Origin of the sequence: Flavobacterium sp. NKUCC04_CG, from assembly GCF_019345525.1 — a bacterium.
GTDB lineage: Bacteria > Bacteroidota > Bacteroidia > Flavobacteriales > Flavobacteriaceae > Flavobacterium.
Genome location: NZ_JAHKRA010000002.1, coordinates 49447 through 64839, shown reverse-complemented (window position 1 = coordinate 64839; position 15393 = coordinate 49447). Strand labels below are relative to the sequence as shown.

Here is a 15393-nt window from a genome sequence, read left to right as displayed (position 1 = left end):
GTTTTTTCATAAATTATAAAACCGCCTACTCACTTGTTGATTAGGCGGTTTTTTTGGAATAGTGCTACAATAAACGCTTGTTGATTAAGCTTATTAATCATGCTGATATATCCTCCTTTTCAAAAGGGTGTCCTCGCTATAAACTCAACTATCTAATCCAATATCATAGCAACAAAAAAAGCCCCTAAAGGCTTAAATTGTATTTAAAAATTGGGGCTTAAATTATATTTCTTATAGAAATTGTTTAAAACTTCAACTACTTCGTCCGGATTGTCTACAATTTTTATCAAGTTGAGGTCTTCCGCATTGATGTTGCTGTATTTTTCTAACATAACTGCTTTGATCCACTCAAATAATCCGGTCCAAAATTCACTACCTACTAAGATAATAGGGAATTTCCCGATTTTTTTTGTTTGGATTAAAGTAATGGCTTCAAATAATTCGTCTAAAGTTCCAAAACCACCAGGCATTACTACAAAACCTTGAGAGTATTTTACAAACATCACCTTTCTTACAAAGAAATAGTCGAATTGCAAATTTTTATCAACATCAATATAGGGATTAAAATGTTGTTCAAAAGGCAGTTCGATATTCAGGCCAACGGAGATACCGCCTCCTAAATGAGCCCCTTTATTTCCAGCTTCCATAATACCAGGACCACCTCCTGTAATAACGCCATAACCCGCTTTGCTGATTTTATAGGCAATTTTTTCGGTTAGTCCGTAATATTTATCCTCTGGTTTAGTTCTAGCTGATCCGAATATAGATACACAAGGTCCAATACGTCCCATTTTTTCATATCCATTAACGAACTCAGACATTATTTTAAAAATGGCCCAAGAATCGTTGCTTTTAATCTCGTTCCAGTTTTTTTGTTTTAAAGTGTGTGTTATTTTCTCTTCTTCGTTTTCAAATTCTACTTTCATAGGTCTATTTTTAGGCTTTAAATTCTTTTTTTAAGAATTGAGCAGTGTAACTTTTTTTGTCTTTTATCAATTCTTCCGGTGTACCAGTAGCAACAACTTTGCCACCTTTGCTTCCGCCTTCGTAACCGATATCAATAATATAGTCGGAAAGTTTAACCACATCCAAATTGTGTTCTATAATCAAGACGGTATTCCCTTTATTAACGAGTTTGTCTATGACTTCCATTAATACTCGTATGTCTTCAAAGTGCAAGCCTGTTGTGGGCTCGTCAAGTATATAAAAAGTGTTTCCAGTATCTTTTTTAGATAATTCTGTTGCTAATTTGATACGTTGTGCTTCTCCGCCGGAAAGGGTAGTGCTTTGTTGTCCTAAAGTGATATAGCCCAAGCCAACATCCTGAATGGTTTTTAATTTACGGTATATTTTGGGGATGTTCTCAAAAAAATCTACCGCCTCATCCACCATCATATTCAATATATCCGAAATGGATTTTCCCTTATAACGCACCTCTAAGGTTTCGCGATTAAAGCGTTTTCCTTGACAGGTTTCGCATTCGACATAGACATCGGGTAAAAAACTCATTTCAATAGTTCGTACTCCAGATCCTTCACAGGTATCGCAACGTCCCCCTTTTACATTAAAGCTAAAACGACCCGGTTTGTAACCGCGAATGGCTGCTTCAGCAGTTTGAGAAAACAAATTACGTATTTCGGAAAAGACTTCGGTATAGGTTGCTGGATTTGATCGTGGGGTACGTCCAATGGGACTTTGATCAATGGCAATAACCTTATCTAAAAATTCTAAACCTTCAATACTCTTATAAGGTTGCGGTTTTTTAACTCCGTTAAAGAAATGCGCATTTAAAATGGGATATAAGGTTTCGTTAATCAAGGTCGATTTCCCAGAACCCGATACACCAGTGACACAAGTTAAGGTGCCTAATGGAATAGATATGGATGCGTTTTTTAAATTATTTCCAGTAGCTCCTTTTAATTTTAGGCTGTGACCATTACCCGCTCTTCGCGTTTCGGGTATTTTAATTTCCAGTTTTCCGTTGAGGTAGGATGCCGTTAAAGTGTCTTCCAGCAACAATTCGGCAGGAGTTCCCGCACTGATGATTTGACCACCGTTTTTCCCGGCTTTCGGACCTATATCAATCACATAATCTGCTTTGAGTATCATGTCTTTATCGTGTTCTACAACCAATACGGAGTTTCCGATATCGCGTAGTTGCTCTAGAGAATGAATCAGCTTTTCGTTGTCGCGCTGATGTAATCCGATACTCGGTTCATCGAGTATGTATAAAACACCAACCAGTTGCGAACCGATTTGAGTAGCTAAACGAATCCGTTGCGCTTCGCCTCCGGAAAGGGTTTTAGAGCTTCGATTTAACATCAAATAGTTTAAGCCAACGTCCATTAAAAAAGATAATCTGGTAGTGATTTCTTTAATGATTTCGCTACCGATTTGCAATTGTTTGTTGTTGAGGTGTTTTTCAACCTTATTAAACCAAGCACTCAATTGATCGATGTCCATCTGTACGAGTTCGCCGATGTTTTTTTCGTCAATTTTAAAGTATAAAGCTTCTTGTTTTAGGCGCATACCCTCACAGCTTGGACAAGTAATTTCATCCATGTATTCTTTAGCCCAACGTTTGATAGAAGCTGTAGGGCTTTCGTCGTGTTGATTCTTAATAAAATTGGAGATTCCCTCAAAATCAATTTTATAATTTTTTGTAATTCCCGCTGTTTTGGATAAGACCGAAAAACTCTCCTTACCTCCGTGTAGGATCATTTCCATGGCTGCTACGGGAATTTTGGACACCGGATCGGATAAGCTGAATTCAAATTTTTGAGCTATGATTTCCAGTTGCTTAAAAATCCAGGTGTTTTTATAAGGTCCCAATGGCGCTAATCCTCCGTTTCGAATCGATAATTCAGGGGCAGGAATGATTTTCTTAAGATTGATTTCATTAATCGTTCCCAGGCCGTTACAGTTTGGGCAAGCTCCTTTTGGAGAATTAAAGGAAAAATTATTTGGTTCGGGATTGGAATAAGATATACCCGTTGTTGGACACATCAGATGACGGCTAAAATAACGGATAGACTGGCTTTCCTGTTCCAGCACGATAATGGTGTCGTCTCCGTGATACATCGCAGTTTTGAGACTCTCTACCAAGCGTTGTCGGTTGGTTTCGTTAGCCTCCATGTGCAAACGATCAATTACGGTTTCTATATCGTGGTTTTTATAACGATCGAGTTTCATTCCGGGTTCTATGTCCTTGACAGTACCGTCAACGCGAACTTTTAGAAAACCTTGTTTGGAAATTTGTTCAAAAAGTTCTCTATAATGACCTTTTCTGGAACGCACTATAGGCGCGAGAATCAATATTTTTTTACCCTCAAAATCCTTAGTGATTAACTCGATGATTTGTTCATCGGAATAACTAACCATTTTTTCGCCGGTATTATAGCTATATGCTTCTCCAGCACGGGCATATAATAGACGTAAGAAGTCGTAAATTTCCGTAATGGTTCCCACGGTAGAACGCGGGCTTTTATTGGTGGTTTTTTGCTCAATTGCAATAACGGGCGACAAGCCATCGATTTTATCGACATCCGGTCGTTCAAGTCCACCGAGAAATTGTCGGGCATAGGCCGAAAAGGTTTCTATATAGCGACGTTGTCCCTCTGCATAGATCGTATCAAAAGCTAAGGAAGATTTACCAGAACCCGAAAGTCCCGTAATTACGACCAAGCGCTCTCTAGGAATAATGACGTCTATATTTTTTAAGTTGTGCACTCGAGCTCCTAAAACTTCAATCGTGTCTTCTGTTTTTAACATATATAAGTGGCAAAATACAAAGATACATTTTTATAAGTTTTGCGACAATTAATTTGGATATATTGACAAGGGCTTTAGCTTATTTTCAAATTTGTCGATAAGTTGTTTTATTCGCTAAATGTAGAAGTACAGATCTGTACTACAATAGATTCACTATTCAATTCGCATCGAACTCAAACTCGAACGATAGACTTCCAATAATTCTGATTTATTTAAATATCCGATGAATTTTTTGTTTTGTTGTACCAAAACGTTTTCGACTTTATTGGATTCAAATGCCTCGATGATGACTTCTGTTGAATCGGAGTAAGAGACTATAATTGGGGTTTCTATCAAATCTTTTATAGGTGTAAACTTCGTTTGGAAAGAGCTGAATACAACCGGGCGAACCGAATCAAAATTGATTACACCAAAAATGGATTGATCGGGGTTAAGAATGGGGATAAAAGTTTGTTTTGTCGATGAAAATATCGCGACTACATCTTGAGTTGATTGATCGGGAAGTAAGGTTTTGATATCTTTTTTAATGTATTTATGTGCCACGATAGTGCTCAATATATTACGGTCCTTATCCGAAGTAAATACCATACCGGTATCGGCAATAGATTTGATGTCCATTGAGTGTTTTTCCATATTTTTTGATATGGCAAAACTGATTGAGGATACAATTAATAAAGGAATCATCAATCCGTAACCACCTGTAATCTCCGCAATTAAAAAGATCGCAGTTAGCGGTGCGTGAAACAAACCGCTTAAAACCCCTGCCATTCCGACAACGGTAAAGTTACTAACCGGCAACTCTTTTAAACCAATTAGTCCAACAAATTTGGATATGACAAATCCCAAATAGGAACCAACAAATAGTGATGGAGCAAAATTTCCTCCATTACCACCACTACCTAAAGTAAGCCCGGTAGCAACTACTTTTATAAACATCGTACAACCTACAAAAAACAACAACATCCATTGACTCGTTTTAAAGTCGGCCAAAAGCGAATTGTCCAAAATCATTTGTGGATGGTCGCTAGACAAGGCTTTAATACTTTCATAACCCTCACCAAATAACATGGGAAAGAAAAATATCAAAACTGCTAATAACGAAGCACCAATCATTGCTTTTTTATACACATTTCCTTGAAATTTCGCAAAGTAATGTTCTATTCTACGAAACATTCTAGCGTGGTAGACCGATACAAGTCCTGCTAAGATTCCGGTAAGTATATAATAGGGGATATTGCTGGAATCAAAGGTTAATTGCTGTTTAAACGACAGTAAAATATCTTCCTTGATAACCATATTGGATACGATGGCACCCGTAGCTGATGAAATCATGATGGGAATAAAGGCCGAAACGCTCATGTCGGCTAATATGACTTCTATGGCGAAAAGAACACCAGCAATAGGGGCATTAAAAGCGGCTGCTATACCAGCAGCAACCCCACAAGCTAAGAGTAAGGTTCTGTCTTTATAATTGAGCTTATAGGCCTGGGCGTAATTCGAACCAAATGCAGCTCCTGTAATTGTAATGGGTGATTCTAGTCCGGCAGAGCCTCCCATACCAACGGTTAGGGAGCTTGTAATGATTTGGGCATACATTTGCTTACGCGGCATCATACCGGAACGCTTGGCTACTGCAATCATAATTTGGGCAGTTCCTTTTTCTATACTACCATTTAAAAATTTTCTAATGACAAATACAGTCAATAAAATACCTATTATGGGTAAGATACTATTACTATATGGTAAATGCAGTATACCGTCTATATAATTGGTAAAACGAAATACCGAGTGGGCAAAATACTTTAATACAATTACAGCTAAAGCCGAAGAGGCTCCAACCAAAACACATGAAAAATAGATAAATTGACGCTCGGAAAGAATCGATTTTAAAAAATAAATCAAACCCTGTAAATATCTAAAAGCTTGATTTATAGCGTTTTTAATTCTGTTCTTGTTCGTTTTTTTCATAATTCAAAAGTACAGGGAATAATGCAGAGAAACAAAGGCTTTACGATATTTAAAATCCTTTCGCACTATCGTCCCCTCTAGGGTCAGCACCACCTTCTAGTCGGCCGTCAGGCAAGACGAGTATAGCATCAACCTTACCGATGATGGCATTGTTCTTTTCCTGGATTTGATATCCTTTTTGCTTTAAGAGTTGTAAGGTTTTTGAATCGAAGCCCTTAGGCTCAAAAACCACTTCATCCGGTAGCCATTGGTGGTGGAAACGCGGTGTATTTACAGCTTCTTGCATGCCCATATCGTATTCATAAACATTTAGAATGACTTGCAATACCGTGGTGATAATGGTCGATCCACCAGGTGTTCCAACAACCATAGATAATTTATTGTCTTTTTCTACAATAGTTGGTGACATGGAACTGAGCATTCTCTTGTTTGGGCCTACGCTATTGGCTTTATTACCAACTAAACCATAAGTATTGGGAACTCCGGGTTTAATACTGAAATCATCCATCTCGTTGTTTAAAAAAATTCCGAGCTCATCGATAAAGAGTTTGGAGCCAAAATTATCATTTAAAGTAGTAGTCACAGCTACGGCATTCCCAAAAGAATCCACTATCGAATAATGCGTGGTTTCCGTACTTTCTTTATAGGGAATCGTTCCCTCTCTAATTTCCGAAGAGGGCGTGGCCTTTTCCCACGAAAACGAATTCATTCGACCATATAAATAGGTTTCGTCAAACAGCAAATCTATCGGGTTATCGACAAAATCAGGATCGCCTAAAAAATAATTTCTATCGGCATAAGCTCTGCGTTCTGCTTCAGTAATAACTTGAATTGCTTCAGGCGTATGAAACCCCAGTTTTTTTAGACCATAAGGTTGAATCATTTTAAAAATTTGCCCCATCGTAACGCCACCGCTACTCGGAGGAGCCATCGAGGTTATTTCTAAATCATTGTATTTAAAAGTTAGGGGAGCTCTCCAAACGGCCTTATAATTTTTTAAATCTTCTAAGGATAAAATCCCGCCCCGATCGGCGATGTATTTACTGATTATTTGTCCGGTTTGACCTTCATAAAATTCGGAGCTACCATTTTCAGAAATGCGTTGTAGTGTTTTTGCAAAAGCGGGATTCTTTATGGTGTCTTGTGCTTTGTATTCCAGTGAATAAAGCGATTTAGAGCCGTTAACCTTGCTTAAAACTTCCCGGTAATGGTCTAACTTTTTAGCTTCTTTTTTGGTTAAAACAAATCCTTTTTCAGCTAGTTTTATGACCGGTGCTACAATTTGACTTATGGGTAATTTACCAAATTTTTGATGTGCTTCAAACAATCCGGCTATAGTACCGGGTACGCCAACAGCAAAGGCAGATTGAGTACTTTTCTGTTCGATAACATCCATGTTTTCGTCTAAAAAAAGATCGGCTGTCGCTTGTGATGGTGCTTTTTCTCTATAGTCCAAAGATCCTTTTTTTCCATCTGCCAAACGATAAACCATAAAACCACCACCGCCGATATTACCGGCACTTGGATAACATACTGCCAAGGCCAATTCGGTGGCAACCATAGCATCAAAGGCATTTCCTCCTTCTTTTATAATTTGCAAGCCGATGGCGGAAGCCTCAGATTTTGCAGAGACTACCATAGCGGATTTTGCTATAGTACCCAATACTGGCTTGGTAGTTTGAGCGTAATTCCCGTAGGTATATAAAAAGAATACTAAAAGGACCTTTTTCATAGTGTAGCTATTTTTTGGGTAATAAAAAGTCTGATTTCTTCAAAGAATAAGGTGAATTCTTCTTCAAAGTCAATATAGGCTGTTTTTAAATCGCTTGCCGCAAACTGCATTTTGGATTGGTTCTCGGTTCGTCGATCCATCTGTGTTAAAATATATTGGATACCTTCAATCGTACTGTATTTAACAAGCCAATTTTCGGCAGCCATAATGGGTATCATATTTTGAATGCGCAACGGCAGTATTTCAAAATGGTTTTCTAATAATTTATAAAAAGACTGCGCATAGGTTTCTAAAGGTATATCACAATACAAATTCCAGTTTTTTGCTAGAAAATGATCGTAAAAAATATCGACTATAACACCCGAGTAATGATTGTAGTTAGGAACCAATCGGTGCTTACTCTTCCTAAAAATAGGATGGAAATCGGTATACGAATCAATAGCTCTATGCAATAGGATACCCTTTTGAATTTCCAAAGGGAAACTCAAATATTGTTTACCTCGAATGCTATCGGCAATAAAATTACCAATTTTCAAAGAATCCGAGTTTCCAGAGAGGTAAATGTGTGCTAAAAAATTCATAGTACAAAATAAGGAATTTTATGTTGTGTATTTTTATTTTTTTAAAAAAATTGTGAAATTTCTATTTACTATATTTGTTCTAATTAATGAAAAGACAAATAATATGACGCTTATAAAATCTATTTCTGGAATCAGAGGTACTATAGGAGGTAATGTAGGTGATAATTTAACCCCATTAGATGCTGTAAAATACGCCGCTGCTTATGGGGCATTTTTAAAACTAAACAGCATTAATGATAAACTAAAAGTAGTTGTTGGACGCGATGCTCGTATTTCGGGACCGATGATTCACAACTTAGTAACCAATACGTTAATCGGACTGGGTATTGATGTGATTGACTTAGGGCTTTCAACAACACCTACTGTAGAGGTAGCAGTGCCTTTGGAAAAAGCAGACGGGGGAATTATATTAACTGCTTCACACAATCCAAAACAATGGAATGCTTTAAAGTTACTAAATAGCAAAGGGGAATTCTTAAGCGGTGCTGATGGTGCTGCTATTTTAGATATTGCAGAAGCGGAGTCATTTATATTCTCAGAAGTTGATCATTTAGGTCAGATTACTTTTATAGAAAACTATATGGATCGACATATTGACCAAGTTTTAAATTTAAAACTTGTAGATGCCGATTCAGTTAAAAAAGCTGGATTTAAAGTAGTGGTTGATGGAGTGAATTCATCAGGAGGTATCGTTATTCCAAACTTATTAAAAAAAATGGGAGTGGAAGTGGTAGAGTTGTATTGCGAACCTACGGGACACTTTCCGCATAATCCAGAGCCTCTCAAAGAACACTTAACAGATATTTCCGAATTGGTAGTGCGTGAAAAAGCTGATTTTGGAATTGTTGTTGATCCGGATGTGGATCGTTTAGCTTTTATTTCAGAAGATGGAGAAATGTTTGGGGAGGAATATACTTTAGTGGCTTGTGCAGACTATGTATTAAGTCAAACGCCGGGTAATACGGTTTCCAATTTATCATCGTCTAGAGCCTTAAAAGATATTACCAATAAATACCACGGTGGTTATCAAGCCGCAGCAGTAGGTGAGGTCAATGTGGTGGAATTGATGAAAGAAAACAATGCAGTCATCGGCGGAGAAGGCAATGGCGGGATTATTTATCCAGAATTGCATTACGGTAGAGATTCTTTGGTGGGAGTAGCTTTGTTTTTAACCTATTTGTCTAAACAAGATTTGACGGTGTCCGAGCTTCGTGCAACCTATCCTCAATATTTTATGAGTAAAAATAAAATTGAGCTTACTCCTGAAATAGATGTTGATCAGATACTTTTGGCTATGGCCGACATTCACCAACAAGAGGAGATATCGACTATTGATGGGGTTAAGATTGATTTTGAAAAAGAGTGGGTTCATTTGCGAAAATCAAATACAGAGCCTATTATTCGAATCTACACCGAAGCGCCTACACAGGCAGAGGCAGATGCCTTGGCTGAAAAAACCATATTGGAAATTAAATCTATTGCGAAACTATAATAAAACAAAAAAATGGAGCTACGGCTCCATTTTTTTGTTTTATAGCTATTATAATTCCTCCGTTTTCAGTAGTTTCTTAGGATTTTTATCGCGGTGCTTCCATCGTTTATGTGTCCAAAAATAGTATTCCGGAGCCTCGTATATCTGTTTTTCCACTTCGCGTATAAAACGTTCGGTAATTTCGTAATTGGGTACCGACTTCACTTCATCGGCCAGTGAAACGAAAGTAGCTTCATATTGACCTCTTGCTTTGCGTTCTACTTTGAGGTACAAGGCATGCATATCGAGTTTTTTAGCCAGGGCTTCGCCACCGGTATGTACCGGAACTTCCATGTTCATAAAATCGGTCCAGAAATTGGCATCCTCCACCATTGGCGATTGGTCGCTTACAAAGGCATAAACTCCTTTAATTCCTTTAGATTCATTGCTTAAAACCGTTTTTATAGTATGGCTGGTGTCAATTAATTCGGCATTAAATCGCGAACGTATATCGTGAATGAGTTTGTCAAAATACGGATTTTGAATTTTTTTGTAAATACCAAACCCTTTATAATCTATATATTTCCCCAAAATGATAATCCATTCCCAACTAGCATAATGTGCACAAAATAAAATAATACTCTTATTGGTTTTTTCCAGTTCATGAATCAATTCTATATTGGTAAACACATAGCGCTTGCTCATTTCCTCTTCTGAAATTGTAAGGGTTTTTACCATTTCTAAAAACATATCACACATATAGTGATAAAATTTTCGTTCTATATTTTTTCGTTCCAAATCGCTTAAATGCGGTAGTGTTAATCGCAAATTGTCTTGTACGGTTTTTCGTCTGTATCGAATCAAATGGAACACGAGCACAAATAGACAATCTGATACAAAGTAAAAGATGGGAAAAGGGAGTATGGACAGCAGCCATAGTAGGGGATAAGCTACTATATATATAATAAAATTCATAGGTTGAAATTACTTGTTTTTTGAATGTATCGCCTGTTTTAAAATCTGTTTATATTATTGTAAAGACGGTCACTTGACGATATGATCAGGTATTATTTTACAAAGATACTTTATTATACGTTTTTTTACACAATATATTCCTTTCTAAAAAAGTATGACTATTTTTACCCTCTAAATAAATATTATGATTCCCATTTTACTCGTAGTGATTTTGGTCACTGTACTTGTTAGTTTTAAAGGTTTTAATGACCCTAGTTTTTTTTCCAAATACGAGTTTCATATTGGGCGTATTCAAAACGGTGAAAAATACAGAATGATCAGTTCGGGTTTTTTACATGCAGACATTGGACATTTGTTTTTTAATATGTTTACCTTGTATATGTTTGCCCCTATAGTAATCTCTTATTATTCGAGTTTTTACTTTATACTTATTTATGCAGGCAGTTTGCTCGTTGGTAATGTATTGACTTTATCATTTTATAAAAATAATCCATATTATAGAGCTATCGGTGCATCGGGCGCTGTAATGGGCGTATTGTATGCGTCTATTTTGCTAAATCCCGGTATGAATCTATACCTGTTTTTTATACCCATTCCCATACCAGCTTATATTTTCGGTATTGGGTATTTGTCGTATTCGATTTACGGGATGAAGAAAAACAACGACAATATTGGACATGCCGCCCATTTTGGTGGTGCAATTGGTGGTTTTGTATTGACGTTGATCAAATCTCCCGAAATAATTTCAAACGAACCAATACTTGTAGGACTGTTACTTATACCGATTATAGTGCTATTTGTACTCATAAAAACCAACAAGTTGTAATTTGTGGCATCGTTTTTGGAATTATGCTTATAAACGGTTTATAATTATCAATCGCAATGGTTTGTGATTTGGTATTTAGAAGGACGATAAAGAAAAAAGATATTTAAAAACTTAATTTAAAAACACCCCCCAATGAAAAAACTATCTGTATTATTTGCAACCTTACTAATGGCTATTACTATGAATGCACAAAACCCTTCAGGGATACAAAGTCCACAAATCGCGGTTAGCGGTTCTGGAAAAGTATCGATAAAACCCGATCAAGCTAATATCACAATTGGTACTGAAAATCGCGGTAGTGATGCAGTGATTGTAAAAAAAGAAAATGATGCAGTCATTGCGAACATCATCAAGTATATTAAAAAAATGAAAATCTCGGAAAATGATTACCAAACGCAACGCGTAAATCTTTACAAAAACAGAGATTATGAAACTAAATTAGATTATTTTCAAGCAAACCAAACCATTACTATTCAATTAAAAGATTTATCTAAATATGAAGAATTGATGTTGGGATTGATTCAAGCAGGAGCTAATCAGATTCAAGGAGTAGAGTTTAAGTCATCTAAAGCGGCAGATTATCAAACAGAAGCTAGAACGAAAGCAGTGGCTGATGCTAAGAAAAAAGCAACGGATTACGCTAATGCTTTAGGACAAAAAGTGGGTAAAGCGGTATTCGTATCAGACGAATCGGTTGCATACTCGCCTAGACCAATGATGATGTATGCTGCCAAGGCTGGTGCCTCTGAGGATATGGCTTTAGATCAAACTTTAGCAATTGGAGAAATTGAAGTTAGTTCAAATGTTTCTATCAATTTTAGTTTGGAATAATTTACTTAATCATACTTTAAAAAATCAGCCGTCTTTTAGATGGCTTTTTTTTTAGGAAATTAATTTAGAGGTAGGGTTTTTTGTTTTTAAGTTGATACTTATGCAAGATAGTTGCGTTAAAACGATGATAGAATGGATACTGCTATATATCAAACAAAAAAGCCCGAGGAGAAATCCTCGGGCTTTTGACTTTTAAAGAAACTTCTTTAAAATTATTTTTTGTAAACGCTTTCTTTTTTGAAATGAACCGTCAAAAGATAATAGACAACAGCTCTATATTTGTTTCTGTTAGAATCCCCGTATTGATGCATTACTTTCGCAATGGCCTCATCTAATTTAGGAGAATCTTCTAGGCCTAATTTTTTGATTAAAAAATTTTGTCTTACCGTCAAGAGTTCCTCTTTAGACGTTCCAGCTACCGTTGAGGAATCCTTGTTGTAAATGGAAGGACCACATCCGATAGTTACTTTTTCTAATAACTCCATATTTGGAGTAACGCCGCATTTATCTTTTAAGTCTGCCGCGTATTTCTCAATTAATTCAGCTCTTTTACTCATTTTATTTTATAATTGGTTATATTCAAATATAATAAAATTTTAGAAGTATACACTTACTTATAGGTTATTATTTAACTAAGTTATTAAAATAATCTTTTAAAATTGCATTATTGATTTGAGTTGGAGTATTGATTTCCAATAGGGCGGGTTTCTCTACTTTACTCCAAAAATCGGTTAAAACGCTTTTTAATCCAGCTTCATCTTCAGCTTGATAGTAATCGAAGCCATGCATTTTTGCCAAATGAGAGAGGTCGTAGTGATGATTGGTTTCAAAATAGGTATGAAAAATGTCGTTTTCCACATGACCAGGGAGTATGCGGAAAATACCTCCACCGCGATTATTGATTACAATAATTTTATAATTTTTGGGAATATAGTTATTCCAAAGCGCATTGCTGTCGTATAAAAAACCGATATCTCCTGTTATCAAAATATTGGGTTTTAAACTGCCTACCGCAGCTCCAATTGATGTTGAAGTGCTTCCGTCTATACCGCTGGTTCCGCGATTGCAAAAGACTTCTATACTCGGTGCAATGGGAAATAATTGTGCATATCGAATGGCGGCGCTATTACTGATTTGTAATTGTGAATTTGGAGGCAATTGGGGAATCAATATTTCAAACGCTTTCATATCTGAAAAAGCAATGTTTTTCAAAAAGTGACTGTGTTGAATTTGCCGTTCTTTTAGAAGGGTATTAACCCACAATTGATATCCGATTTCGGGTTTGTAGTGATTTAATTGTTGTTGAAGTTGGGTAAAAAAGAGTTCTGGCGTCGCTTCGATAGAATCGCTAAGACAATCATAGGTGTCGTAAAAACGCAACAAATCAACGTGCCAATGGGTTTTTGGACTGTATTTTCTTAAAAAGGATTTAATTCTTTTAGACACCACCATACCACCTAAGGTAACGAGTAATTCGGGTTGAAATTCAAGAAAGTCTTCGTGAGTAAAGGGCGTGATTAACGTATCTATATTATATACAAAATTGGGGTGATGTACATTCGAAGTAGTTTCGGTTAGTACAACCACAGTGGGGTCATTAGCAAAGAAATCTAAGGTGTTTTGTGAAAGGGATTTCGGAGCATTAACGCCAATGAGAATTAATTTTTTTGAAGCGGCTTTCCATTGAAGCGCATACCGATCTATTGCCGTTTCGGTCGGTTCTACTGTTTTGTAATCAATCAGTAAGGGGTTAATACTCAATGAAGTCACCGTATTGTAAAGCGGTTCTTCAAAAGGAGCATTAATGTGAACCGGTCCCCGTTTTGTTATGGCGTGATGAATGGCATTTTGAATCGCTTCGTCGTTCTGCGTGGATGCCTTTTCGTTTAAATTGGCATTGTAAATTATGTGATTGGCATAAACGTTTTGTTGGCGAATCGTTTGACCGTCTCCAATGTCTATTTTATCAGTTGGCCGATCTGCAGATATAACCACTAAGGGTATTTGACTGTAAAAAGCTTCAGCTACTGCCGGATAATAATTAAGTAGAGCCGAACCCGAAGTACAAACTACTGCGGTAGGATAATTGATTTGTTGCGCAATTCCCATAGCAAAAAAAGCGGCACAGCGCTCATCTGCGATACTATAACACTTGAAAAAAGGATCACTGGCAAAACCTATTGTCAAAGGGGCATTTCGAGATCCCGGAGAAATAACAATATGTTGAATGTTTTTAGATTTACAGATTTCGATAATGCTTTGTGCAAGTTCTATTTCGGGGTATATCATAGCTGAAAGTAAAACTCAAAGATACAAACAAAGCAATAGAAATCTATAAATCCAAAAAGATATATTAGGGCTTTTAACCCTTAATCCATTTTTTTACATCAGGATCATTTGGAAGAATTCTTGGTCCAACTACTTGAACAAGTTTTCCGTTTTCATCAATCAAATATTTTTGGAAATTCCATTCAACTTGACTGTCTTGTAGACCGTTTAATTCTTTTTTCGTCAAGAATTGATAAATCGCAGCCATATCATCTCCTTTTACCGAAATTTTCTCCATCATAGGAAAGGTAACGCCGTAGTTTTTAGTACAGAAAGCTGAAATCTCTTTATTGGAACCAGGTTCTTGAGAACCAAAATTATTGGCTGGAAATCCTACTATAATAAAGTTTTTATCTTTAAATTCTTGATAGATACTCTGCAATTGTTCGTATTGAGGTGTTAAACCACATTCCGAAGCGGTATTGACTATCATAAGCTTTTTTCCCTTTAAGGACGCAAAATCAAATTCATTGCCTTCAATGTCTTTAACTTTAAACTGATAGATCGTATTTTCTTGATTTTTTTCTGTCATGGTTGTGTTCTTGTCTGTGTTTTTGTTTTGCGCGATGTTGTTACAACTAAAAAGAAATAACAATCCGCATGCTAGGGCCAATCTTTTCATCTGAATTTTTTTATAAAGTTAATTAAAATATACCACAACATCTTTTGGTTGACGTTAATTATGTTTTATATAACGCATTAAAAACTAAAATAATATATAGTTTAATCATCAAATAATGGATTTAACATTTTTGGCTATTATTAATGCTATAATGCTCTTTTAAAATCATTTATACGCCCTTCTTTTTGATTGAAGTAATCAGCATATTAAAGCGTAATTATAGGAATTATAAGCATTCCTATAATTGATTTATCAATAAAAAACGTTTTTGAATTTATTTATATTTTA

At 36.2% G+C, this 15393-nt stretch carries 12 protein-coding genes; 3 read left to right on the top strand and 9 right to left on the bottom strand.

Translation table 11 applies throughout. The features are described 5' to 3' along the window. Positions 1–203: 203 nt before the first annotated feature. The 5 genes from KO524_RS01935 to KO524_RS01915 all read right to left on the bottom strand — a co-directional run bounded on the left by KO524_RS01935 (position 204) and on the right by KO524_RS01915 (position 8052). On the bottom strand, positions 204–926 hold the full coding sequence (locus KO524_RS01935) for a TIGR00730 family Rossman fold protein (RefSeq protein ID WP_219288916.1): 723 nt from the start codon (positions 924–926) through the stop codon (positions 204–206). Between the two features lie 10 nt (positions 927–936). Then, on the bottom strand, positions 937–3771 hold the full coding sequence (gene uvrA, locus KO524_RS01930) for an excinuclease ABC subunit UvrA (protein ID WP_219288913.1): 2835 nt from the start codon (positions 3769–3771) through the stop codon (positions 937–939). A 153-nt stretch (positions 3772–3924) separates the two neighbouring features. Then, complete coding sequence (locus KO524_RS01925; RefSeq protein WP_219288910.1) at positions 3925–5739, bottom strand: chloride channel protein; 1815 nt, start codon at positions 5737–5739, stop codon at positions 3925–3927. A gap of 49 nt (positions 5740–5788) precedes the next feature. Beyond that, the gene (ggt, locus tag KO524_RS01920) at positions 5789–7471 is read right to left on the bottom strand and encodes a gamma-glutamyltransferase (RefSeq protein WP_219288906.1); all 1683 of its coding nucleotides are present in this window, start codon (positions 7469–7471) and stop codon (positions 5789–5791) included. After that, on the bottom strand, positions 7468–8052 hold the full coding sequence (locus tag KO524_RS01915) for an ACP phosphodiesterase (RefSeq protein ID WP_219288903.1): 585 nt from the start codon (positions 8050–8052) through the stop codon (positions 7468–7470). The genes ggt and KO524_RS01915 overlap by 4 nt, the downstream gene beginning before the upstream one ends. 103 nt (positions 8053–8155) lie before the next feature. Here KO524_RS01915 and glmM point away from each other — a divergent pair, with 103 nt between their 5' ends. Next, positions 8156–9544: a phosphoglucosamine mutase gene (gene glmM / locus KO524_RS01910; protein ID WP_219288900.1), complete on the top strand. Its 1389-nt coding sequence runs from the start codon at positions 8156–8158 to the stop codon at positions 9542–9544. A 48-nt stretch (positions 9545–9592) separates the two neighbouring features. Here the strand turns inward: glmM and KO524_RS01905 are convergent, their stop codons facing one another. Next, on the bottom strand, positions 9593–10498 hold the full coding sequence (locus KO524_RS01905) for a lysophospholipid acyltransferase family protein (protein WP_219288881.1): 906 nt from the start codon (positions 10496–10498) through the stop codon (positions 9593–9595). Positions 10499–10682: 184 nt separating this feature from the next. On the opposite strand from KO524_RS01905, the gene KO524_RS01900 reads away from it, so the two are divergent. Continuing rightward, complete coding sequence (locus KO524_RS01900) at positions 10683–11324, top strand: rhomboid family intramembrane serine protease (RefSeq protein ID WP_219288878.1); 642 nt, start codon at positions 10683–10685, stop codon at positions 11322–11324. A gap of 132 nt (positions 11325–11456) precedes the next feature. Beyond that, positions 11457–12155 (top strand): SIMPL domain-containing protein, encoded by a 699-nt coding sequence (locus KO524_RS01895; protein WP_219288875.1) that lies wholly within the window; start codon positions 11457–11459, stop codon positions 12153–12155. A gap of 212 nt (positions 12156–12367) precedes the next feature. Here the strand turns inward: KO524_RS01895 and KO524_RS01890 are convergent, their stop codons facing one another. The 3 genes from KO524_RS01890 to KO524_RS01880 form a co-directional block, all read right to left on the bottom strand. Next, positions 12368–12712, bottom strand: coding sequence for a DUF2853 family protein (locus tag KO524_RS01890; RefSeq protein ID WP_219288859.1), 345 nt, complete (start codon positions 12710–12712; stop codon positions 12368–12370). Positions 12713–12779: 67 nt separating this feature from the next. Continuing rightward, on the bottom strand, positions 12780–14444 hold the full coding sequence (gene menD / locus KO524_RS01885; RefSeq protein WP_219288856.1) for a 2-succinyl-5-enolpyruvyl-6-hydroxy-3-cyclohexene-1-carboxylic-acid synthase: 1665 nt from the start codon (positions 14442–14444) through the stop codon (positions 12780–12782). Positions 14445–14517: 73 nt separating this feature from the next. After that, positions 14518–15105 (bottom strand): glutathione peroxidase, encoded by a 588-nt coding sequence (locus KO524_RS01880; RefSeq protein ID WP_219288853.1) that lies wholly within the window; start codon positions 15103–15105, stop codon positions 14518–14520. Positions 15106–15393: the final 288 nt, after the last annotated feature.